The following is a 20,229-nucleotide window of genomic DNA, read 5'->3' on the forward strand; positions in this document are numbered from 1 at the left end:
GCGCTATGTTGCACTTTTCCGAGGGCCGCCGCTATAATGCGCGGCTCACCCGGTATGTCCGGGTCGTTTCCATCAACGAGATTACGTATGCCCAGCGTCAAAGTCCGCGAAAACGAGCCGTTTGAGTTTGCGCTCCGTCGCTTCAAGCGCACCTGCGAAAAGGCCGGCGTGCTGGCTGAAACCCGCAAGCGCGAGTTCTACGAGAAGCCGACCCAGGAACGCAAGCGCAAGGCCGCTGCCGCGGTGAAGCGCCAGCTGCGTCGCTCCTCGCGCGACGTCACCAAGCGCCAGCGCCTGTACTGAGCGACGGCGGTTCGCCAGAAGCCGGCACGCGCGAGCGTGGCCGGCTTTTTGCGTTTCTGGATCCCGTACATTCCCCATCCCTTTCCTGCCCCCCGGCAGGCCCCCGGAGAACCCCCATGCCCCTGAAGCAGCAGCTCACCGACGACATGAAGGCCGCCATGAAGGCGGGCGACAAGGACACCCTGGGCGTCATCCGCCTGGTCAACGCCGCCATCAAGCAGCGTGAAGTGGACGAGCGGGTGGAGCTGGACGACGCCGCGGTACTGGCCGTGCTGGAGAAGATGGTCAAGCAGCGCAAGGATTCGGTGAACCAGTACGAGGCCGCCGGCCGCGAGGACCTGGCCGCGGTCGAGCGCACGGAAATCGTGGTGATCGAGCGCTACCTGCCGGCCAAGCTGGGCGAAGCCGAGATCCTGGCCGCCATCGACACGGCCATCGCAGAGACCGGTGCCAGCGGCCCGGCCGACATGGGCAAGCTGATGGGCGTGCTCAAGCCGCGCCTGGCCGGCCAGGCCGACATGGGCCAGGTTTCGGCGCTGGTAAAGAAGAAGTTCGCGGGCTGAGCCCGCCTGGCCGGCGGGATGGCGGCGCGGCGCCGGCCGCTCCGCCTTCGCCGGTATGCTTGGGCCTCCCTCCACACCCGGCGGAGCAAGCTCCGCTCCACGATGTCCCCGACGATCCTCCTGCGGGCGGCGACCCGCGCCGACCTGCCGCACATCCTCGCCTTCATCCGCGAACTGGCCGAATACGAGCGGCTGGCCCATGAAGCGGTCGCCACCGAGGCGCTACTGGACCAGCATCTGTTCGGCCCGCGTCCGGCCGCCGAAGTGGTGATCGCCGAGGTCGATGGCGAACCCGCCGGCTTCGCCCTGTTCTTCACCAGCTTCTCCACCTTCCTCGGGCTTCCGGGCCTGTACCTGGAAGATCTGTTCGTGCGGCCGTCGTTCCGCGGGCTCGGCGTGGGCAAGCGCCTGATGATCGATCTGGCGCGGCGCGCGGTGGAACGCGGCTATGGCCGCTTCGAATGGTCGGTGCTGGACTGGAACGAACCGGCCATCCGCTTCTACCGCGGCCTCGGCGCGCTCGGCCAGGACGAATGGACGGTACAGCGCGTCACCGGCGACGCCCTGCACCGGCTGGCGGCAACCCCGGCGGACTGATCGCGCCGCACCCCGCGCTCACGGCGCGACGACAGGCGCCTGTCATGCTGGCAGCGTGTCTGGACCGATGCCGAATCCGATGCGGGGCCTGCGCGATCAGTTGCTGCGATGGCTGAAACGGTTCCACGGCAGCCTGCCGGTCGCGCTGGCGCGACGGTTCATCGAAATCGACGTGATGGCGCAGGCGGCGTCGCTGGCGTTCTACGCGTTGCTGTCGCTTGCGCCGTTGCTGGTGCTGCTGTTGTGGCTGACCACCGCGCTGTATCCCAGCGCGCAGGACGCGCTGCTGCGGCAGATCGGCGATCTGGCCGGACGGGATGCCGCCGACATCGCCACCACCGTCCTGCGCAACGCGCGCAACCGTCCCAGCGTCGGCTCGCTGGCCGGTGGCTGGAGCACGGTGCTGCTGTTCATCGGCGCCACCGCCGTGTTCGGCCAGTTGCAGCAGGCGCTGAACCTGATCTTCCGCACCGACGCCCAGCGCCTGGAAGGTCCGTGGGCATGGTTGCGCAAGCGGATCTTCTCGTTCGGCGTGGTGCTCGGGCTGGGTTTCCTGCTGCTGGTGTCGATGACCCTCAACACCCTGCTGCAGGTGCTGTTCGCGCGGGTGCCGTCGCTGTTGCCCGCGCTGGGCGACCTCGCCTCGCTGGCGCTGTACGTGTTCGCCTTCGCGTTGCTCTACCACTACCTGCCGGATCGGCGGGTGGCGTGGCGACGCGCCTTTCTCGGCGGCGCGCTGACCTCGGTGCTGTTCATCGCCGGCCGCTGGGCGATTGGCCTGTACCTCGCGCAGGCGGCGCCCGGTAGCGCCTATGGCTCGATGGGCACGCTGGTCATCCTGCTGGTCTGGATGTACTACGCCACGGTGGTGTTCCTGGTGGGTGCCCTGCTGACCGCGCTGATCGACGAACGGCTGGCCCGGCGCCGGCAGGCGGGCGCCCACCGGGCGTCCTGACGTCACCGGCCGGGCGTGGAATACTACGCAGTCCATGGCCCGCATCCCCGACGCCTTCATCGACGAACTGCTCGCCCGGACGGATATCGTCGAGGTGATCAGCACGCGCGTGCCGCTGAAGCGGCAGGGCAAGGAGTACTCGGCCTGCTGCCCGTTCCACGACGAGCGCTCGCCCTCGTTCACGGTTTCGCCGACCAAGCAGTTCTATCACTGCTTCGGCTGCGGCGCGCACGGCACCGCGCTGTCGTTCCTGATGAACTACGACCGCCTGGAGTTCCTCGACGCGGTCGAGGAACTGGCCCGGCGCAACGGCATGGAGGTTCCGCGCGAGACCCAGCAGCGCAACCAGGACAACGACACCCGCGATCTGTTCGGCGCGCTGGAAGCGGCCGCGCGCTTCTTCCAGCGCCAGCTGGAAGGCAGCGACAAGGCGCGCGCCTACCTGGACGGACGCGGCGTGGACGCGGCCACCCGGGCGCAGTTCGCCATCGGTTACGCGCCGGATGGTTTCTCCGCGCTGAAGGACGCGCTCGGCACCGACGAGCGGCGGATGAAGCTGCTGGATCGCGCCGGCCTGTTCTCCAAGAACGATCGCGGCCACACCTACGACAAGTTCCGGGATCGGGTGATGTTCCCGATCTACGACCGCCGCGGACGGGTGATCGCCTTCGGCGGCCGCGTGCTGCAGAAGGACGACGGCCCGAAGTACCTCAATTCGCCGGAGACCGCGCTGTTCCACAAGGGCCGCGAACTGTACGGCCTGTGGCAGGTGCGCCAGGCCAACCAGAAGATCGCGCGGCTGATCGTGGTCGAGGGCTACATGGACGTGGTCTCGCTGTTCCAGTTCGGAGTCAAGCAAGCAGTCGCCACGCTCGGCACCGCGACCACGCCCGACCACGCCGAACTGCTGTTCCGCAACGCGCCGGACGTGTACTTCTGTTTCGACGGCGACGCCGCCGGCCAGCGCGCCGCCTGGCGCGCGCTGGAATCCGTGCTGCCGCGCATGAAGGATGGCCGCCAGGCGTTCTTCCTGTTCCTGCCCGACGGCGAGGATCCGGACACCATCGTGCGCCAGGAAGGCGCCGCCGCGTTCGACGCACGCTTGCAGCAGGCAATGCCGCTGTCGGAGTTCTTCTTCCAGGAACTGGGCAAGGACATCCGCCTGTCCACCCTGGACGGCAAGGCGCGCCTGGCCGAGCGCGCGCGTCCGCTGCTCGCGCAGATTCCGGACGGCGCCTTCGGCGATCTGATGCGGCAGCGGTTGGGCGAGATCACCGGTGTCGGCGCCGCGTCCGCGCCCCCTCCCGCCCGGCCCGCTTCGCGCGCTCCCGCGCATCGCTCCGCCAACAACAAGCCCAGCCTGGTGCGCAGCGCGATCGTGTGCCTGCTGCACAAGCCGTCGCTGGCGCTGGCGCTGCAACCGCCGCATGCGTTCGCCGGCCTGCGCCTGCCCGGTGTCGAACTGCTGCTGGAATTGCTGGACATCGTGCACGCGCGCCCGGACATCACCACCGGCGTGCTGCTGGAACATTTCGCCGAGCGCGAGGAACTGCCCGCGTTGCAGAAACTGGCGATGCAGGAACTGCCCGGCGACGAGAACATCTGGCAGGCCGAACTGCTGGACGCCGCGCACCAGATGGAAAGACAGCTGTTGCAGCAGCGTATCGACGAACTTCAGGTGAAACAGCGCAACATCGGCCTGGACGAAGCCGACAAATACGAATTGCGCGCCCTGCTGCAGGCGCGCGTGGCCCGCTGAACGAGGAGATTCCCATGAACCGTGGATCCCGCCGCACCGTTGCATCGTTCCGTCACCTGCTGGGAAGCGCCGTGCTGCTGTTCGCCCTGCAGGTCCAGGCCGGTGATTTCACCCAACCGCGCCCCGGTCTGCATACCGGCGGCCAGCCCACCGCCGATCAGCTCGCCGATTTCTCCAGGCAGGGCGTGCGCACCGTCATCGATCTGCGCGCCCCGGGCGAGGATCGCGGTTTCGACGAAGCCGCGGCCGCCGAACAGAACGGCATGCGCTACGAGCGCCTGCCCATCGCCGGCGCCGACGACCTCACCGCCGCCAACGCCGCGGCACTGAAGAAACTGCTGCAGGAAGGTGGCGACAACGTGCTGTTGCACTGCGCGTCCGGCAACCGGGTCGGTGCCTTGCTGGCGCTGATGGCCAAACAGGAAGAAGGCGCCAGCAACGAGAAGGCGCTCGAACTGGGGCGCCAGGCTGGCCTGAAATCACTCGCGCCGGTCGTCGAGCAGAAGCTGCAGGCACCGTAAGCATTCACGGGGCGACCGGACGCGCTCCGGTCGTTCCCGCATCGCGGCCAACCTCCGACACTGGCCGGGAATGACGGAACGTGGTTAACCTCGGGCTCTTTCATCCCGGGGAGAACCTTCGCATGACCCGTCATCCCGGCAGATACCTGCCGTTGCTGCTGTCTGCGCTCACGCTTCCGGCACTGGCCCAGAGCACCGCGACGCCCTCCCAGGCGCAGGCACGCGAACAAATCGGCAATCGCATCACCGAATACGTGCCGGCGATTCCCGCCGAACTGACCGAGCGCCTCAACCGCTACCAGAACACGCGTGGCGCCGGCTTCGCCGGCTGGACCCGCGAAGGCTGCGTGCTGATCACCACCCGTTTCGCCGAGACGAACCAGGCCCATCGCGTCTGCCAGCCGATGGGCATGCGCGAGCAGCTGACCTTCTACCGCGAACCCATCAACAGCGTCGGCACCGCACCGGCGAAGTCCGCTCGGGATGGCTTCGTGTTCGGCAAGGACGTAGGCGGCAACGAGTTCTGGCAGTTGCACTGGTTCGACCTGGCGACCCGCGAAACCACTCTGCTCACCGACGGCAAGGCGCGCAACCAGGGACCGTTGTTCTCGCATGACGGCAAACAACTCGCCTGGAGCAGCACCGCCCGCAACGGCAAGGACACCGACGTCTGGGTGATGGATCTCGCCACCCACAAGGCGCGCACGGTGGTCACCGAAGGCGGCCAGTGGAGCGCGATGGATTTCTCGCCGGATGGCAAGACGCTGCTGGTCAACCAATATGTATCGGTCAATGAAACGCATCCGGGCAAGGTGGACCTGACCAGCGGCAAGCTCACCCTTTTCCCGATCGAGGGTGGCAAGGCGGCGTCCGGCGGATTCCGCTACGCGGGCGACGGCCGCGGGGTGTTCTACGTCTCCGACGAGAACCTCGACGGCAAGCCGCAGGAGTTCAGCACCCTGCGCTACCACAATCCCGCCACCGGCGAATTCAAGGTGGTCAGCGCGGACATTCCCTGGGACGTGGATCAGCTGGATGTTTCCGACGACGGTCGCCATGTCGCCTACGTGAGCAACGAGGACGGCATCGATCGCCTGCATGTGTTTGCCTGGCCGTCGTTCCAGCCGGTCGCATTGCCGGAACTGCCCATCGGCATCGTCGGCCGCATGGGCTTCTCGCCCGACGGCGGCAAACTGGCGTTGACCCTCAACACCGCCACCTCGCCCAGCGATGTCTACGTGATCGATCTGGCGGCGGCGAAGCTGGCCCGCTGGACACGGAGCGAAGTCGGCGGACTGGATGCCGGCGGCTTCGTCGCGCCCACGCTGGTGCGCTATCCGACCTTCGATCAGGTGGACGGCAAGCCGCGCACCATCCCGGCGTTCTACTACAAGCCGGCCAAGCCGGCGAAGAATGGTCGCCATCCGGTGCTGATCGACATCCACGGTGGTCCGGAAGGACAGTCGCTGCCGGCCTTCAATGCCATCATCCAGTACCTGGTCAACGAGATGGGCATCGCCGTTCTGGTGCCCAACGTGCGTGGTTCCACCGGCTACGGCAAGACCTACGTGCAACTGGACAACGGTTTCAAGCGCGAGGACTCGGTCAAGGACATCGGCGCGCTGCTGGACTGGATTGACCAGCAGCCGGAACTGGATGCCAAGCGCGTGGGCGTCTACGGCGGCAGCTATGGCGGCTACATGGTGCTGGCCTCGCTGATGCACTACAGCGATCGCATCCGCGCCGGCATCGACGTGGTCGGCATTTCCCACTTCGGCACGTTCCTGAAGAACACGGAAAGCTACCGCCGCGATCTGCGCCGGGCCGAGTACGGTGACGAACGCGATCCGGCGATGGCCGAGCACTTCGAGAAGATCTCTCCGCTCAATCACGCCAACCGCATCACCTCGCCGCTGTTCGTCGCCCAGGGACGCAACGATCCACGCGTGCCCTACACCGAGGCCGAGCAGATCGTGAAGGCGGTGCGCGGCAACGGCCAGCCGGTCTGGTACCTGGAATTCTCCGACGAAGGCCACGGCTTCCAGAAAAAGTCCAACAGCGATTACTACATCGCAGCTTCCATGTTGTTCTGGCAGCGTCACCTGCTGGAGTGACGCACCGCCACGCGTCCGGAAAACGGAAAGGCCCGCTCGCGCGGGCCTTTCTTCATTGCGGTGGGTTCATCCCGCGACTACAGCCAGTGATCCACCAGCAGGAAGGCGAACAGCGCCATCAGATAGACGATGGAGTAGTTGAACATCCGCATTGCGAAGAACTCGTCCGGCGGATCCAGCAGGCGCCAGGCGTACCACAGGAACACCAGCCCCAGCACCAGCGCGCCGCCCAGGTAGAACAGGCCGCTCATGCCGAACACCACCGGCAACACGGTCACCTCCACCAGCAGCACCGTATAGAACAGGATTTGCCAGCGCGTGTAGGTGACGCCGTGGGTGACCGGCAGCATCGGCACCAGCGCGCGCGCGTAGTCCTCGCGGCGGAAGATGGCCAGCGCCCAGAAATGCGGCGGCGTCCACACGAAGATGATCAGCACCAGCAGCAGCGCGTGCGCCCAGTCCCACTCGCCGCGCATGCCGGTCATGGTCGCCCAGCCCAGCAGCGGTGGCGCGGCGCCGGCGATGCCGCCGATGACGATGTTCTGCGGCGTCGCCCGCTTCAGGAACACGGTGTAGACCACCGCGTAGCCGATCAGCGAGGCGAAGGTCAGGATCGCGGTGATGACGTTGACCCACAGCACCAGGATCGCCATCGACAGCGCCGCCAGGCACAGCGCGAACACCAGCGCCTGCCAGGGCTTGACCTGTCCCACCACCAGCGGACGCCAGGACGTGCGCGCCATCTTGGCGTCGATGCGGGTGTCGAGCAGCTGGTTGATCGCCGCCGCGCTGGAGGCGGCCAGCCAGATGCCGAGGAAGCCCAGCGCGCCGCGGCGCAGCTGATCCAGGTCCGGCAACCCATCGATGGCCAGGAACATGCCGACGATCGCGGTGAACACGATCAGCGCGACCACGCGCGGCTTGGTCAGGTCCCAGTACTGGCGCAATGCGATGCTCATTCGGGCTTGCGCAGGCGCGCGATCAGCGAGACCAGGGTGAACAGCAGCAGCACCGCGCCGGCGTTGTGCGCGACCGCGACATGCAGCGGCAGGTTCAACTTCACGTTGAGGATGCCGAGGGTGAACTGGGCAATGATCAGCAGCACCAGCAGGGTGGCCCAGCCGCGCATGCCCGGCGTGCGGAACAACCGCACGCCCAGGCCCAGCACATACAGCGCGACGATGACCGCCATGATCCGGTGGGTCATCTGGATGGCGATGCGTGACGCGCCGTCCAGCACGCCGCCTTCGTAATCCACGCCGATGCCGCGCCACAGGACGAAGCCTTGACTGAAGTCGGCCGGTGGCCACCAGCGTCCCACGCACTTGGGGAAATCCAGGCCGCAGGCGACCGCGGCGTAGTTGGCGCTGACCCAGCCACCCAGCGCGATCTGGATGCCCAGCAGCACCAGCCCGCCGATCACCCAGCGGCGCAGCGACACCGCATCGGCCAGCTTGATGGGCTGATCGGTGGCGCGCCAGGCCATCCATACCAGCAGCGCGAACGTGGTCAGGCCACCGAGCAGATGCCCCATCACCACGATTGGCTTGAGCAGCCAGGTCACCGTCCACATGCCCAGCAGCGCCTGGAAGATGATCACCGCCAGGGTCAGCGCGCTGACCCGCGCCAGATCCAGGTTGGACCAGCGCAGCGCGGCGAACAGCAGGATCGCCTCGCCGATGATCGCCAGCACCGATGCGGCGACATGTTCGCCATGCATGTACAGCGGGATCGCGGTGGCGACGAACGCCGAGGCCAGCAGGATGGTGGCGATGCCGAAGCGACGCCGGCGCGCGGCCAGCAGCGACAGGATCAGCACCAGCATGCCCAGGGTCGCGGCGATGTGGCGGTGCACCTGCTCGCGCCAGGCCTTGTGCGTCTCGAACGGACGGATCGCGCTGGCGGCGTGGTCCACGACTTCATGCGTGCTCTGCGGCCAGGTGGCGCGGCCATAGCAGGTCGGCCAGTCCGGGCAGCTCAGGCCCGCGTTGGACAGGCGGACGAAGGCGCCGAAGATGATCACGCACAGCGCCAGGCCGACGGCGAGCCAGGCGATACGATGGAAATGGCGATACAGCACGGGCCGGGCGACGGCATTCATCTCGGGCGCACCCTCAAATCAGTTTCAGCAGCTTCGCGACGTCCTTGTACAGGCCGCCGGCGTCGAAGCCGGGCGGATAGCGCAGGATCACGAAACCATGGGGATCGATGACATAGACGGGTACGCCCTTGGGATCCTGCAGGCGCGGCAATGCCGCCAGCAGTTCCGGCGAAGCCTGCAGCTGGCGGCGTGCTTCGGTCGCCGGCGCTCCCGCTGGCAGCGGGCCGATCCAGAGAATCTCCACCTTGTCGGCGTTGTGCCCGAACAGACGCCAGACCTTGTCCAGGTCCTGCGCCAGCTTCAGGCAGTCGGCGGCGCAATCGGCTGGCGGCGCCACCACGATGCGCCAGATCCGTTCGCCCGGCTGCCAGGCGTAGGGCCGGCCATCAACCAGGCGGGGCACGATCTGGCGGGCGTCGGACGGCGGTTGCAACATTTCGCCGTTGTTCTTGTGGCCAGCGGGCTGCCAGCCGGCGAAGCGCAGGACGCCGGCACCGAACACGGTGCCGAAGAACAGGGCGAACAGCGCGATCAGCATCCAGCGTCCGCGGGCGCGGCCGGCATCGGGGGGCATCGAAGTCATCCGGCTATTTTCTCATGCACGGCGGCTCAGCGCTCCTGCTGTCGGCGGCGGCCACGACGACTCACCACCAGCGCGGTGATCAGCACCGCCAGCGCCAGCCCGAACCACTGCACCGCATAGCCGAGGTGGCGTTCGGGCGGCAGCGTGTTGGGCAGGATGTCGAGATCGCGCGCGTAGCCCAGCGGCAGCGCGGGATCGGGCCGGAACACGCGCGGCGCGAGCGCCGGCAGTTCCAGGTCACGCGCCAGTGCGGCCATGTCCAGTCCAGTGATCAACCGGTCCCCGCTGGACTGGGTCGCGCTGACCGCCTTGACCAATCCCTCGGCGGGCGGAGGCGCGAGCAGGCCGCTCAGGGTGTACGCGCCCTCGGGCAACGGAATCGCCGGCAGGCGCCGATCGCCGGGCAGAGGCAACCAGCCCAGCTCCACCAGCAGCGGCGGCGCGCCTTCGGGCTGGAACACCCGGTAGGCGCGGATGCCCGCGCGCCCCTCGCGGTTCTGGTTGTCCAGCAGCACCGCCGGCCCCGGCAGGAACCGGCCATGGCCGGAGGCCCAGGCGTAGTCGCCACGCGATCCCGGCCGCGCGGCGTCGGCCAGCGGGACCGCCCGGCGCTCGCTCAGGATCTTCTGCGAGGCCGCCAGCATGGCCTCCTTCTGCTTGGCGCGTCCCAGCTGCCAGGTGCCCAGGCCGCAGAACAGCGCGATCACGGCCAGGGCCAGCGCCCAGCCGACCGCCAGCGGCATCCGCCGGCGGCTCACGCGCGATTTCCCATCGGCTGCAATAATGTGTTCATGCCCGCTGCACGCCCTTCGAGGCACCCATGAATGATTCGTTGAAAACCCTGCTGATCATCGCGTTCCTGATCCTCATCATCTGGAACCTCGGCGCCGGGCTGTATTACCTGCTGGTGGACAAGGGCCAGAGCAAACGCACCGTCAACGCCCTGACCCGCCGCATCGGCTTGTCCGTGGCCCTCATCCTGCTGGTCATCCTCGCCATCTACATGGGATGGATCAAGCCGCATGGGGTGGGAGCGTGAAGACGGGAATGGTGAATGGGGAATCGGGAATGGCGTGATCCCGGCACATGCCCCTCCCGAACGACAAAGGCGACGGCAATGCCGTCGCCTTTGTTTTTGAATCGGTCTCCAACCTGGAGCACGCGGCTTTTGCCGTTTCGACTCCCGATTCTCGATTCCCTATTCCCGTTACAGCACGTACACGAACAGGAACAGGCCCAGCCACACCACGTCGACGAAGTGCCAGTACCAGGCCACGGCTTCGAAGCCGAAGTGGTCGTCCTTGGTGAAGTGGCCGCGCGCGCAGCGCAGCCAGATGATCGCCAGCATGATCGTTCCCAGCGTCACGTGCGCGCCGTGGAAGCCGGTCAGCATGAAGAAGGTCGAACCGTAGATGCCCGAACCCAGGGTCAGGTTCAGCTCCTTGTAGGCGTGGATGTACTCCTCCGCCTGGAAGAACAGGAACACGCAACCCAGCAGGACGGTCAGGCCCAGGAACACCAGCAACTGCTTGCGGTGGCCCGCCTTCAGCGCGTGGTGGGCGATGGTGATGGTCACGCCCGAGGTCAGCAGGATCAGGGTGTTGAGCAGCGGCAGGCCCCAGGCCGGGATGGTCTGGAACTGGCCACCGACCTGGCCCGGACCGGCGCTCGGCCAGGCCGAGGAGAAGCCATCCCACAGCAGCGCGTTGGTCATCACGCCGTCGCCTTCGCCGCCCAGCCACGGCAGCGCGAATTGGCGGGCGTAGAACAGCGCGCCGAAGAACGCGGCGAAGAACATCACTTCGGAGAAGATGAACCAGACCATGCCCATGCGGAAGGACACGTCCACCTGCTTGTTGTAGTTGCCGCTGACCGACTCGCGGATCACGTCGCCGAACCACATGAACAGGGTCGCGCAGAGCAGGAACACGCCGGCGAAGAAAGTCCACTTGCCCCAGGCGGCGTCGTTGAGCCAGCTGGCCACGCCGACCATGGTGACGAACATGGAGATGGAGCCCACGAACGGCCACTTGCTGCTGTGTGGCACGAAGTAGATGTTGGCGTCTGGCGAATGAGCTTGTGCCATGGCGTGTCTTCCGGTTCCTAAGGCTCGATCAGGGTGCCGCGTGCGGCGAATTGGACGCGTTGCCCGCGCCCAGTTGCGCGGTCATGGCATCGTTCTTGTAGAAGGTATACGACAGGGTGATGGTCTTCACGTCGGCCGGCAGGTTGGGATCGACGATGAAGCGCACCGGCATGTCGCGCACTTCACCGGCCTGCAGGGTCTGGGCGGTGAAGCAGAAGCATTCGGTCTTGGTGAAGTAGCCCGAGGCGCGCGCCGGGGCCACCGACGGCACCGCGCTGCCCACGATCGGCCGCTGGCCGTCGTTGCGCGCGAAGTACTTGGCCTCGTACAGCTCGCCCGGCACCACCTGCATGGTCAACTGCTCGGGATGGAACGCCCACGGCAGCTTGGAGTTCACGCCACCGTCGAACTGCACGGTGACGACGCGCTTGGCCTTGACCTCGGCGACCTGGGCCTGGCCCGGTCCCTTTTCCAGACGCACGCCGAACACCTTCTCGCAGGCAATCCGGTACAGCGGCACCAGCGAGAACGTCAGCACGAACACGCCCAGCGCCACGCCCACCAGCTTGAGCAGGCCCGCCGAATTGGACGCCTTGCCGCTCATGCGCTCAGCACCGCGCGCAGGATGAACAGCACGAAGATGGCGAAGGCCAGCCCGCCCACGATCCACGCCGTGCGCAGCACCGCCTTGCGGCGGCGCGCGGTTTCTTCCGGCGAGAGCATCGGAGCGTTCATGGACTCAGCCACCCGTCACCCGGCTCAGTGGGTCACGTCGCCGTGCGCCAGGTCGCCATCCTTGATGACCGGCGGGGTGCTGAAGGTGTGGTGCGGCGCCGGCGACGGCACGGTCCACTCCAGGCCACGGGCGTTTTCCCAGGCGCGCGCATCGGCCTTGGCACCGTTGCGCAGCGAGCTCCACAGGATGAAGGCCATCATGAAGGGCGTCAGGAACATGCCGAACGCGCCGATCGAGCTGACCAGGTTCCAGTCCGCGAACACCGGGTTGTAGTCCGGAATGCGGCGCGGCATGCCGGCCAGGCCCAGGAAGTGCTGCGGGAAGAACAGCAGGTTGACGAAGATCACCGTCCACCAGAAATGGAACTTGCCGGCGGTCTCGTTGTACATGCGGCCGGTCCACTTCGGCCACCAGTAATAGGTGGCGGCGATGATGGAGAACAGCGCGCCGGTCACCAGCACGTAGTGGAAGTGCGCGACCACGAAGTAGGTGTCGTGGTACTGGAAGTCCGCCGGCACGATGGCCAGCATCAGGCCGGAGAAGCCACCGATGGTGAACAGGATGACGAAGCCCACCGCCCACAGCATCGGGGTTTCGAAGCTCAGCGAACCCTTCCACATCGTGCTGACCCAGTTGAACACCTTCACGCCGGTCGGGATGGCGATCAGCATGGTGGCGAACATGAAGTAGATCTCGCCGCCCAGCGGCATGCCCACCGTGAACATGTGGTGCGCCCACACGATGAACGACAGGAACGCGATCGAAGCGGTCGCGTACACCATGGCCTGGTAGCCGAACAGCGGCTTGCGGCTGAAGGTCGGGATGATTTCCGACACCACGCCGAACGCCGGCAGGATCATGATGTAGACCTCGGGGTGGCCGAAGAACCAGAAGATGTGCTGGTACATCACCGGGTCGCCGCCGCCGGCGGCGTTGAAGAAGCTGGTGCCGAAGAACTTGTCGGTCAGCAGCATGGTGACCGCACCCGCCAGCACCGGCATCACGGCGATCAGCAGGAACGCGGTGATCAGCCAGGTCCAGCAGAAGATCGGCATCTTCAGCAGGTCGATGCCCGGGGCGCGCATGTTCAGCACGGTCGCGATGATGTTGATCGCGCCCATGATCGAGCTCACGCCCATCATGTGGATGGCGAAGATGCTGAAGGCCACGTTGGCGCCGCCCTGCAGCGACAGCGGCGGATACAGGGTCCAGCCACCGGCCGGCGCGCCGCCCGGCAGAAACAGGGTCATCAGCAGCAGGGTGAAGGCGAACGGCATGATCCAGAAGGACCAGTTGTTCATGCGCGGCAGCGCCATGTCCGGCGCGCCGATCTGCAGCGGAATCATCCAGTTGGCGAGGCCGACGAAGGCCGGCATCACGCCACCGAAGATCATGACCAGCGCGTGCACAGTGGTCATCTGGTTGAAGAACTCGGGCTTGACGAACTGCAGGCCCGGGGTCATCAGCTCGGCACGGATGATCACCGACATGCCCGCGCCGATGATGAACATGATGAAGCTGAAAATCAGGTAGAGCGTACCGATGTCTTTGTGGTTGGTCGAAAAGAACCAACGCTCGATGAAGCTCTGCTGGTGACCGTGGTGATCGTCGTGGTGATCGACGGCGGTGTGGGCCATGTTCGTGATCTCTTGCAGCTGAAGCGGACGATTAAGCCTGCGCCTGGGGCGCGGCCGGCTCGCTGGTGGGGGCGGCGTCGGTGGCCGGGGCCGGAACGGCCTGGCCATCGGCGGGCACGGCTTCCGCCGGCGTGGCGGGAGCAGCCGGGGCCGCCGGAGCGGGCGCCGGGGCCGGCTTCCTCTCTGCCAGCCACTTCTGGAATTCTTCCTTCGGCACCGCGCGCACGACAATCGGCATGAAGCCGTGGTCCTTGCCGCACAGCTCGGCGCACTGGCCGCGGTACACGCCCGGTTCCTTGATGTCGGTCCAGGCCTCATTGACGATGCCCGGGATAGCGTCCTGCTTCCAGCCCAGCGCCGGCACCCACCAGGCGTGGATGACGTCGTCGGCGGTGATCACGAAGCGGATCTTGGTGTTGACCGGCAGGACGAGCTCGTTGTCCACGTCCAGCAGGTAGTGCGGGTTCTTGGCCAGGTCCGGCTTCTCGCCGCTCTGGCGGATGCGGTCGGACTCGCGGTCCAGGCGGCTGGTGAAGGACACGTCCTCGCCCAGGTATTCGTACTTCCACATCCACTGGTAACCGGTGACCTTGACGGTCATCTCGGAGTCGCGGGTGTCGTACATGGCGATCAGCTTGGCGGTCGCCGGCCAGGCCATGACCACCAGAATCAGCACCGGGATGACGGTCCAGATGATTTCCGCGGTGGTGTTGTGGCTGAACTGCGCGGCCACCGCACCCTTGGACTTGCGGAACTTGAACATCGCGTAGCCCATCGCGCCGAACACGATGATGCCGATCACGATGCACACGATCAGCGCCACCATGTGCGCGTCGTAGGCATGCTGGGACGAGGCGGTGACGCCCTTGCCCATGTTCAGCTGCCACGGCTTCGGGTCCGCCGACTGCGCCCACGCCAGCGCCGGCGAAGCCAGCAGCGCGCAGGCCGTCATCAAACGCTTCCAATACCCATTCACTTGCGTCATTGCCTAGACCCCAAATGCGTCATCGGTTGCGACCGCTCGCGGCCGCCAGTAAATCCTGCAACTTGTCCGCCAGCTGCCGGCGCTCGCCCGGACCGAGGAAATTGCCCACCTCGACCCGGCGACCACTGGAAGCCAGCGAAATCCTTTCGCCATCCGCCTCGATACGGAGCCGCACCCAATAAGGATGCGCCCGGAACACCGGTCCGGCCTCGGGGGTGCGGCTGACTTCCACGACCTCCGGACCGATGGTGATGTCCTCACCCCGCTCGCCGCTGCGCCATAGCCAACGCAACGCCGCGCCCACGAATGCGCTGTGCAGCAGGGCGAAGGCCGGTGCGAAGGCGTTGCCGGCCAGCCAGCCCAGCAGGGCCACCAGCCACATCGCCCCGGCCAGCGCGGCGAACAAGGCCACGAACTGGCGGGCCGTCAAAGCCCGGGGCGGTCGCAGCCGGAGCCGCGCGCCGTGGATACCCGGCAATGACGGAAGCACTTCGATCATGCTGCCAACCGCGCAACGAGGCCGCGGAAAACCCCTAAATGTTAGCCTCACCCCCCTGTTGCGGCAAGTTGCAATGATCTCGGTCAATCGGCCGGACCCCGCGCGCGCCGTTTCCGGCGGCCCCGGATGGCGTGAAACCCGCGCCATCCGGTTCCATCCATTCGCGAACGGTGGTCCGGCTCACTACACTATCGGGCTCCATCGCCCGCTTCCGATCACGTTCATGAGCTCCCAGCCCCAGTCCGGCACCGAGGCGGCCCCGCCGCCGGCGACCGCCGGCATCGTTTCCCCCGAACTCCCCGCCCCGCCGTCGGCCCTGCGGGCCGCCATCACCGCGGCCTGGCTGCGCGACGAAGCCGAACACGTGCGCGAACTGCTCGCCCAGGCCCGGCTGCCGGCCGACGAGCAGGCCCGCGCGCAGGCGCTGGCCGCCGATCTGGTCGCGCGGGTCCGCGCCCGCGCCCAGGATCAGGGCGCCATCGAGGCCTTCATGCGCCAGTACGACCTGGGCAGCGAGGAAGGCGTACTGCTGATGTGCGTGGCCGAGGCGCTGCTGCGCATTCCGGACCAGGAAACCGCCGACAAGCTGATCCGCGACAAACTGGGCGACGCCGACTGGGAAAAGCACCTGGGCCAGAGCGATTCGGTGCTGGTCAACGCCTCCACCTGGGGCCTGATGCTGACCGGCCGGCTGGTCAATCTCAACGATCTGACCCGCCACGACGTGCCCGGCGCCTTCAAGCGCCTGATCGGCCGCGTCGGCGAGCCGGTCATCCGGCTGGCGGTGCGCCAGGCCATGCGCATCATGGGCCACCAGTTCGTGATGGGCCGGACCATCGAGGAAGCGCTGGGCCGTTCGCGCAAGGGCGACAACGCCAACTACCGCTATTCGTTCGACATGCTGGGCGAGGGCGCGCTGACCTCGAAGGATGCCGCGCGCTATCTGGAGGCCTATCGGAAGGCCATCCATTCAATCGGCAAGACGGGCCCCTTCCCCGACGTCTTCGCCGCTCCCAGTATCTCCATCAAGCTCTCGGCCCTGCATCCGCGCTACGAGCACGCCAAGCGCGCGCGGGTGATGAAGGAACTGGCGCCGGGCATCCTGGAACTGGCGCAGCTGGCCAAGTCGTACGGCATCGGCTTCACCATCGACGCCGAGGAAGCCGACCGGCTGGAACTGTCGCTGGATCTGATCGAGGCCACCTTCTCCGACCACTCGCTGGACGGCTGGGAAGGCTACGGCCTGGCCGTGCAGGCGTACCAGAAGCGCACGCCCTACGTGATCGACTTCCTCGCCGATCTGGCCCGCCGGGTCGGCCGGCGCATGCCGGTGCGGCTGGTCAAGGGCGCCTACTGGGACGCCGAGGTCAAGCGCGCGCAGATCGACGGCCATCCGGGCTATCCGGTGTTCACCCGCAAGCCGAACACCGACGTGTCCTACCTGGCCAACGCGCGACGCATGTTCGAGCACGGCGACGCGCTGTATCCGATGTTCGCCACCCACAACGCGCAGACCATCGCCGCAATCCGCTCGATTGCCCGGGGCCGCCCGTACGAGCACCAGAAGCTGCATGGCATGGGCGACGACCTGTACGCGGAAGTGATTCCCGCCGATCGCCTGGGTGTGCCCTGCCGCGTCTACGCGCCGGTGGGCTCGCACGAGGATCTGCTGCCGTACCTGGTCCGCCGCCTGCTGGAGAACGGCGCCAATTCCAGCTTCGTCAACCGCATCACCGACGAGAACGTGGCCATCGAGGACCTGATCCGCGACCCGGTGGAAACCGTGTCCGCGTTCGATTCCATCCCGCATCCCCGCATCCCGCTGCCGCGCGATCTCTTCCGCAACCAGGCAGCCCCCATCCCGACTTCTGACAGGAACAACTCCATGGGCGCCAACCTCGCCAACGACAACGACCTGCGCGTGCTGGCCGAGCGCGTCAATGCCGCGGTCAAGCCGTGGCGCGCGGCGCCGCTGGTGCCGGGCGCGGTGGTCGCGGGCGCGGCGCTGCCGGTGACCAACCCGGCCGATCGCCGCCAGACCGTGGGTGAATGGCAACCGGCCGACGGCGCGGCGGTGGAAAAAGCGCTGCAGAACGCCGTGGCCGCGCAGCCGGCCTGGGATCGCACCCCGGCCGCCAGCCGTGCCGCGATCCTGGAGCACGCCGCCGACCTGCTGGAACAGCGCATGCCCGAGTACATCGCGCTGTGCGTGAAGGAAGCCGGCAAGACCCTGCCCGACAGCGTTGCCGAAGTGCGCGAGGCGGTGGATTTCCTGCGCTACTACGGCGCCCAGGCGCGCGCGCAGTTCGGCGCCGCCGAACGCCTGCCCGGCCCGACCGGCGAATCCAACGAGCTGCAGCTGCACGGCCGTGGCGTGTTCGTCTGCATCAGTCCGTGGAACTTCCCGCTGGCGATTTTCCTTGGCCAGGTCAGTGCCGCGCTCGCCGCCGGCAACAGTGTCATCGCCAAGCCCGCCGAACAGACCAACCTGATCGGCCACGCGGCGGTGAAACTGCTGCACGAAGCCGGCATCCCGGAAAGCGTGCTGCAGTTCCTGCCCGGCGACGGCGCCACCGTCGGCGCCGCGCTCACCAAGGATCCGCGCGTGGCCGGCGTGGCTTTCACCGGTTCCACCGAGACCGCTCGCGCGATCAACCGCTCGCTGGCCGCGCGCGATGCCGCCATCGGCGTGCTGATCGCCGAGACCGGCGGCCAGAACGCGTTCATCGCCGACTCCTCGGCGCTGCCGGAACAGCTGGTCAAGGACGCCATCGGTTCGGCCTTCACCTCCGCCGGCCAGCGCTGCTCGGCCGCGCGCGTGCTGTTCGTGCAGGACGACATCGCCGACAAGGTGATGACCATGCTGGCCGGCGCGATGGAGGAACTGAAGGTCGGGGATCCCGGCTTGCTGTCCACCGACGTCGGCCCGGTGATCGACGCCGACGCGCTGAAGATCCTGGAGGACCACGCCGCGCGCATGGCCACCGAAGCCCGCCTGATCAAGCAGGCCAACCTGGGCGAGGACGCCGCCCACGGCACCTTCTTCGCGCCACGTGCGTGGGAGCTGAAGTCGCTGGACCAGCTGCATCGCGAGATCTTCGGACCCGCCCTGCACGTGGTGCGCTGGAAGGCCGATCAGCTCGACCAGGTGATCGACGCCATCAACGCCACCGGTTTCGGCCTGACCCTGGGCGTGCACTCGCGCATCGACGAGACGGTCGATCGCATCGCCGCGCGGGTCAAGGTCGGCAACGTCTACGTCAACCGCAACCAGATCGGCGCGGTGGTGGGCGTGCAGCCGTTCGGCGGCCAGGGCCTGTCCGGCACCGGCCCCAAGGCCGGCGGTCCGCACTACCTGCCGCGCTTCGCCACCGAAAAGACCGTGACCGTCAACACCACGGCCGCCGGCGGCAATGCCTCGCTGCTGACCCTGGGCGACTGAGTTCCGGCGGAGGCCGCCAGGCCGTCGTTCCCCCTCAGGGCCGCCTCGCGCGACCCTGTTGTTTTGTGACGTAGTGCCGATAACATGCCCATGGGGATCCACGGGCTGGCAGGCGCATGAGTTGGGCGGTTTTGCTGACGCTATTGAGCGACTGCCTGCTGGCGGTCGTGCTGTTCGTCCTGTTCTGGTACGTGGCGCGGGTGTCGCGCAACATCCAGGGCGTGTTCACCTGGGGCGCCGCGCACGTGGTCTACACGATCGGGGCGACCCTGTTCGACGCCGGCACGGCCACTTTCGCCGACGCCGGCCTGGCAACCGCAGCCGCGTTGTCCACCCATCTGGGTTCGGCCGTCCTTTGCGGCGGGATGGCGGCGCTGGGCTGGGCGGTCGTGCAGTTCGCCCGGCGGCGCGCACTGCACCGGCTGGAAATCGCGGTCGTGCCCATGGCCGTCGCGCCGCCGCTGCTGGTCTGGGGCCTGGGCGGTGGCTGGGAGGCGCAGAGCGTCGTCCTCAATTGCGTGGAATTGCTGGTCCTGTTGTGGATGATCTGGCACCTGCATGTCCTGCGCGAGGATCCCTACCGGCTGCCGGCGCGGATGATGATGCTGGGGTGTGGACTGCTGGCGGTGCTGTACGGCAGCGTGGTGCCCGGGTGGTCGCTCAGCCATTTCGGTTTCGACGAGATCTGGGTCAGCGTGGACCTGTCGATCTGGTTCATGCTCAATTTCTGCATGCTGATGCTATGCAGCTTCCGCGCCGCCGAATCGCTCAAGCTCAGCGCCATGTTCGATCCGCTGACCGGTGCGCTGAACCGGCGCGGCCTGCACGGCGAACTCAGCAGTTGGCCGGATCGCGACCAGCCCGGACTCAGCGTCATCGCCATCGATCTGGATCATTTCAAGGCGATCAATGATCGCCATGGCCACGACACCGGTGATCGGGTCCTGCAACGCTTCAGCGAAACCGTGCGCAGCGGCCTGCGCAGCGATCAACTGTTCGCCCGCATGGGCGGCGAGGAATTCGCGGTGGTCATGCCGGGAACCGATCGCGAAACCGCGCGGCACCTGTCCGAGCGCCTGCGCAACCAGATGATGCGGCTGGAGTTCAGTCCTCCCGAGGGGCGCCCGTTCCGGGTGACGATCAGCCTGGGCATCGCTTTCGGGGGAAGCGACGGAGAGCCGTTCGTGGAGCTGATGCGACGCGCGGACGACGCGTTGTACGCGGCCAAGCGCAAGGGCCGCAACCGGGTCGAGATGCAACCCTGAATGCGGCCGTGGCGCTCCGCCGCGCCGCCTTCCCGCCGATAGCCGGAATTGGCCGCGTTCTGCGTTGGTACGGGGAACAGGAC

General features: G+C 67.2%; 19 protein-coding genes and 1 pseudogene. 10 read left to right on the forward strand and 10 right to left on the reverse strand.

Annotation, left to right across the window (positions count from 1 at the left end; genetic code table 11):
• Positions 1 to 87: 87 nt before the first annotated feature.
• From rpsU to ACTJI2_RS08700, 7 genes and pseudogenes are all read left to right on the forward strand, one after another.
• Entirely contained in the window at positions 88 to 303 is a 216-nt protein-coding gene (rpsU, locus tag ACTJI2_RS08670; RefSeq protein ID WP_002808376.1) for a 30S ribosomal protein S21, read from the forward strand.
• Between the two features lie 116 nt (positions 304 to 419).
• Positions 420 to 866 carry a GatB/YqeY domain-containing protein gene (locus tag ACTJI2_RS08675; RefSeq protein WP_440841825.1) on the forward strand — a complete coding sequence of 149 codons (447 nt, stop codon included), beginning with the start codon at positions 420 to 422 and terminating at the stop codon, positions 864 to 866.
• Positions 867 to 956: 90 nt separating this feature from the next.
• Positions 957 to 1,463: pseudogene (locus ACTJI2_RS08680) on the forward strand (N-acetyltransferase family protein); the annotation flags it as partial.
• Between the two features lie 79 nt (positions 1,464 to 1,542).
• Positions 1,543 to 2,418 carry a YihY/virulence factor BrkB family protein gene (locus ACTJI2_RS08685; protein ID WP_440841880.1) on the forward strand — a complete coding sequence of 292 codons (876 nt, stop codon included), beginning with the start codon at positions 1,543 to 1,545 and terminating at the stop codon, positions 2,416 to 2,418.
• A 34-nt stretch (positions 2,419 to 2,452) separates the two neighbouring features.
• On the forward strand, positions 2,453 to 4,177 hold the full coding sequence (dnaG, locus tag ACTJI2_RS08690) for a DNA primase (protein WP_183640417.1): 1,725 nt from the start codon (positions 2,453 to 2,455) through the stop codon (positions 4,175 to 4,177).
• Between the two features lie 14 nt (positions 4,178 to 4,191).
• Positions 4,192 to 4,698 (forward strand): fused DSP-PTPase phosphatase/NAD kinase-like protein, encoded by a 507-nt coding sequence (locus ACTJI2_RS08695; protein ID WP_440841826.1) that lies wholly within the window; start codon positions 4,192 to 4,194, stop codon positions 4,696 to 4,698.
• A 122-nt stretch (positions 4,699 to 4,820) separates the two neighbouring features.
• Positions 4,821 to 6,812, forward strand: coding sequence for an alpha/beta fold hydrolase (locus ACTJI2_RS08700; protein ID WP_440841827.1), 1,992 nt, complete (start codon positions 4,821 to 4,823; stop codon positions 6,810 to 6,812).
• Between the two features lie 77 nt (positions 6,813 to 6,889).
• Here the strand turns inward: ACTJI2_RS08700 and cyoE are convergent, their stop codons facing one another.
• From cyoE to ACTJI2_RS08720, 4 genes are read right to left on the reverse strand one after another with little or no spacing between them, the layout of a single operon-like run.
• Positions 6,890 to 7,771, reverse strand: a complete 882-nt coding sequence (cyoE, locus tag ACTJI2_RS08705) for a heme o synthase (protein WP_183640409.1) — start codon at positions 7,769 to 7,771, stop codon at positions 6,890 to 6,892.
• Positions 7,768 to 8,913 carry a COX15/CtaA family protein gene (locus ACTJI2_RS08710; RefSeq protein WP_203322281.1) on the reverse strand — a complete coding sequence of 382 codons (1,146 nt, stop codon included), beginning with the start codon at positions 8,911 to 8,913 and terminating at the stop codon, positions 7,768 to 7,770. Before ACTJI2_RS08710 ends, cyoE begins: the two co-directional genes overlap by 4 nt.
• 13 nt (positions 8,914 to 8,926) lie before the next feature.
• Positions 8,927 to 9,496 carry a hypothetical protein gene (locus tag ACTJI2_RS08715; RefSeq protein ID WP_440841828.1) on the reverse strand — a complete coding sequence of 190 codons (570 nt, stop codon included), beginning with the start codon at positions 9,494 to 9,496 and terminating at the stop codon, positions 8,927 to 8,929.
• Between the two features lie 26 nt (positions 9,497 to 9,522).
• Positions 9,523 to 10,239 carry an SURF1 family protein gene (locus ACTJI2_RS08720; RefSeq protein WP_440841882.1) on the reverse strand — a complete coding sequence of 239 codons (717 nt, stop codon included), beginning with the start codon at positions 10,237 to 10,239 and terminating at the stop codon, positions 9,523 to 9,525.
• A gap of 77 nt (positions 10,240 to 10,316) precedes the next feature.
• Between ACTJI2_RS08720 and ACTJI2_RS08725 the strand changes: the two genes are divergently transcribed.
• Positions 10,317 to 10,535, forward strand: a complete 219-nt coding sequence (locus tag ACTJI2_RS08725) for a twin transmembrane helix small protein (protein ID WP_183640400.1) — start codon at positions 10,317 to 10,319, stop codon at positions 10,533 to 10,535.
• A gap of 168 nt (positions 10,536 to 10,703) precedes the next feature.
• On the opposite strand, the gene ACTJI2_RS08730 is transcribed toward ACTJI2_RS08725, so the two are convergent.
• From ACTJI2_RS08730 to ACTJI2_RS08755, 6 genes are read right to left on the reverse strand one after another with little or no spacing between them, the layout of a single operon-like run.
• A complete protein-coding gene (locus ACTJI2_RS08730) occupies positions 10,704 to 11,582 on the reverse strand; it encodes a cytochrome c oxidase subunit 3 (protein ID WP_183640398.1) in 879 nt (292 codons plus the stop codon).
• A gap of 28 nt (positions 11,583 to 11,610) precedes the next feature.
• Positions 11,611 to 12,186, reverse strand: a complete 576-nt coding sequence (locus ACTJI2_RS08735; RefSeq protein WP_141454509.1) for a cytochrome c oxidase assembly protein — start codon at positions 12,184 to 12,186, stop codon at positions 11,611 to 11,613.
• Complete coding sequence (locus ACTJI2_RS08740) at positions 12,183 to 12,317, reverse strand: hypothetical protein (protein ID WP_255431422.1); 135 nt, start codon at positions 12,315 to 12,317, stop codon at positions 12,183 to 12,185. Before ACTJI2_RS08740 ends, ACTJI2_RS08735 begins: the two co-directional genes overlap by 4 nt.
• Before the next feature lie 24 nt (positions 12,318 to 12,341).
• On the reverse strand, positions 12,342 to 13,955 hold the full coding sequence (gene ctaD / locus ACTJI2_RS08745) for a cytochrome c oxidase subunit I (RefSeq protein WP_183640395.1): 1,614 nt from the start codon (positions 13,953 to 13,955) through the stop codon (positions 12,342 to 12,344).
• A 31-nt stretch (positions 13,956 to 13,986) separates the two neighbouring features.
• Positions 13,987 to 14,940 carry a cytochrome c oxidase subunit II gene (gene coxB / locus ACTJI2_RS08750; RefSeq protein ID WP_440841829.1) on the reverse strand — a complete coding sequence of 318 codons (954 nt, stop codon included), beginning with the start codon at positions 14,938 to 14,940 and terminating at the stop codon, positions 13,987 to 13,989.
• A 19-nt stretch (positions 14,941 to 14,959) separates the two neighbouring features.
• On the reverse strand, positions 14,960 to 15,439 hold the full coding sequence (locus ACTJI2_RS08755; RefSeq protein ID WP_141454512.1) for a DUF2244 domain-containing protein: 480 nt from the start codon (positions 15,437 to 15,439) through the stop codon (positions 14,960 to 14,962).
• A gap of 223 nt (positions 15,440 to 15,662) precedes the next feature.
• On the opposite strand from ACTJI2_RS08755, the gene putA reads away from it, so the two are divergent.
• The gene (putA, locus tag ACTJI2_RS08760) at positions 15,663 to 18,881 is read left to right on the forward strand and encodes a bifunctional proline dehydrogenase/L-glutamate gamma-semialdehyde dehydrogenase PutA (RefSeq protein ID WP_440841830.1); all 3,219 of its coding nucleotides are present in this window, start codon (positions 15,663 to 15,665) and stop codon (positions 18,879 to 18,881) included.
• Between the two features lie 116 nt (positions 18,882 to 18,997).
• On the forward strand, positions 18,998 to 20,146 hold the full coding sequence (locus tag ACTJI2_RS08765) for a diguanylate cyclase (protein ID WP_440841831.1): 1,149 nt from the start codon (positions 18,998 to 19,000) through the stop codon (positions 20,144 to 20,146).
• The last annotated feature ends 83 nt before the right edge of the window (positions 20,147 to 20,229 follow it).

The organism is Pseudoxanthomonas sp. 22568 (assembly GCF_052044485.1).
Classification (GTDB): Bacteria; Pseudomonadota; Gammaproteobacteria; order Xanthomonadales; family Xanthomonadaceae; genus Pseudoxanthomonas_A; species Pseudoxanthomonas_A beigongshangi.

What these genes read in the sequence shown, in the direction of transcription:
- ctaD (WP_183640395.1), bottom strand. Translation starts at nt 13,955, where the DNA reads ATGGCCCACACCGCCGTCGATCACCACGACGATCACCACGGTCACCAG.
- putA (WP_440841830.1), top strand. Translation starts at nt 15,663, where the DNA reads ATGAGCTCCCAGCCCCAGTCCGGCACCGAGGCGGCCCCGCCGCCGGCG.
- ACTJI2_RS08735 (WP_141454509.1), bottom strand. Translation starts at nt 12,186, where the DNA reads ATGAGCGGCAAGGCGTCCAATTCGGCGGGCCTGCTCAAGCTGGTGGGC.
- ACTJI2_RS08715 (WP_440841828.1), bottom strand. Translation starts at nt 9,496, where the DNA reads ATGACTTCGATGCCCCCCGATGCCGGCCGCGCCCGCGGACGCTGGATG.
- rpsU (WP_002808376.1), top strand. Translation starts at nt 88, where the DNA reads ATGCCCAGCGTCAAAGTCCGCGAAAACGAGCCGTTTGAGTTTGCGCTC.
- ACTJI2_RS08725 (WP_183640400.1), top strand. Translation starts at nt 10,317, where the DNA reads ATGAATGATTCGTTGAAAACCCTGCTGATCATCGCGTTCCTGATCCTC.
- ACTJI2_RS08765 (WP_440841831.1), top strand. Translation starts at nt 18,998, where the DNA reads ATGAGTTGGGCGGTTTTGCTGACGCTATTGAGCGACTGCCTGCTGGCG.
- ACTJI2_RS08695 (WP_440841826.1), top strand. Translation starts at nt 4,192, where the DNA reads ATGAACCGTGGATCCCGCCGCACCGTTGCATCGTTCCGTCACCTGCTG.
- ACTJI2_RS08740 (WP_255431422.1), bottom strand. Translation starts at nt 12,317, where the DNA reads ATGAACGCTCCGATGCTCTCGCCGGAAGAAACCGCGCGCCGCCGCAAG.
- ACTJI2_RS08710 (WP_203322281.1), bottom strand. Translation starts at nt 8,913, where the DNA reads ATGAATGCCGTCGCCCGGCCCGTGCTGTATCGCCATTTCCATCGTATC.
- dnaG (WP_183640417.1), top strand. Translation starts at nt 2,453, where the DNA reads ATGGCCCGCATCCCCGACGCCTTCATCGACGAACTGCTCGCCCGGACG.
- coxB (WP_440841829.1), bottom strand. Translation starts at nt 14,940, where the DNA reads ATGACGCAAGTGAATGGGTATTGGAAGCGTTTGATGACGGCCTGCGCG.
- cyoE (WP_183640409.1), bottom strand. Translation starts at nt 7,771, where the DNA reads ATGAGCATCGCATTGCGCCAGTACTGGGACCTGACCAAGCCGCGCGTG.
- ACTJI2_RS08685 (WP_440841880.1), top strand. Translation starts at nt 1,543, where the DNA reads ATGCGGGGCCTGCGCGATCAGTTGCTGCGATGGCTGAAACGGTTCCAC.
- ACTJI2_RS08700 (WP_440841827.1), top strand. Translation starts at nt 4,821, where the DNA reads ATGACCCGTCATCCCGGCAGATACCTGCCGTTGCTGCTGTCTGCGCTC.
- ACTJI2_RS08720 (WP_440841882.1), bottom strand. Translation starts at nt 10,239, where the DNA reads ATGCCGCTGGCGGTCGGCTGGGCGCTGGCCCTGGCCGTGATCGCGCTG.
- ACTJI2_RS08755 (WP_141454512.1), bottom strand. Translation starts at nt 15,439, where the DNA reads ATGATCGAAGTGCTTCCGTCATTGCCGGGTATCCACGGCGCGCGGCTC.
- ACTJI2_RS08675 (WP_440841825.1), top strand. Translation starts at nt 420, where the DNA reads ATGCCCCTGAAGCAGCAGCTCACCGACGACATGAAGGCCGCCATGAAG.
- ACTJI2_RS08730 (WP_183640398.1), bottom strand. Translation starts at nt 11,582, where the DNA reads ATGGCACAAGCTCATTCGCCAGACGCCAACATCTACTTCGTGCCACAC.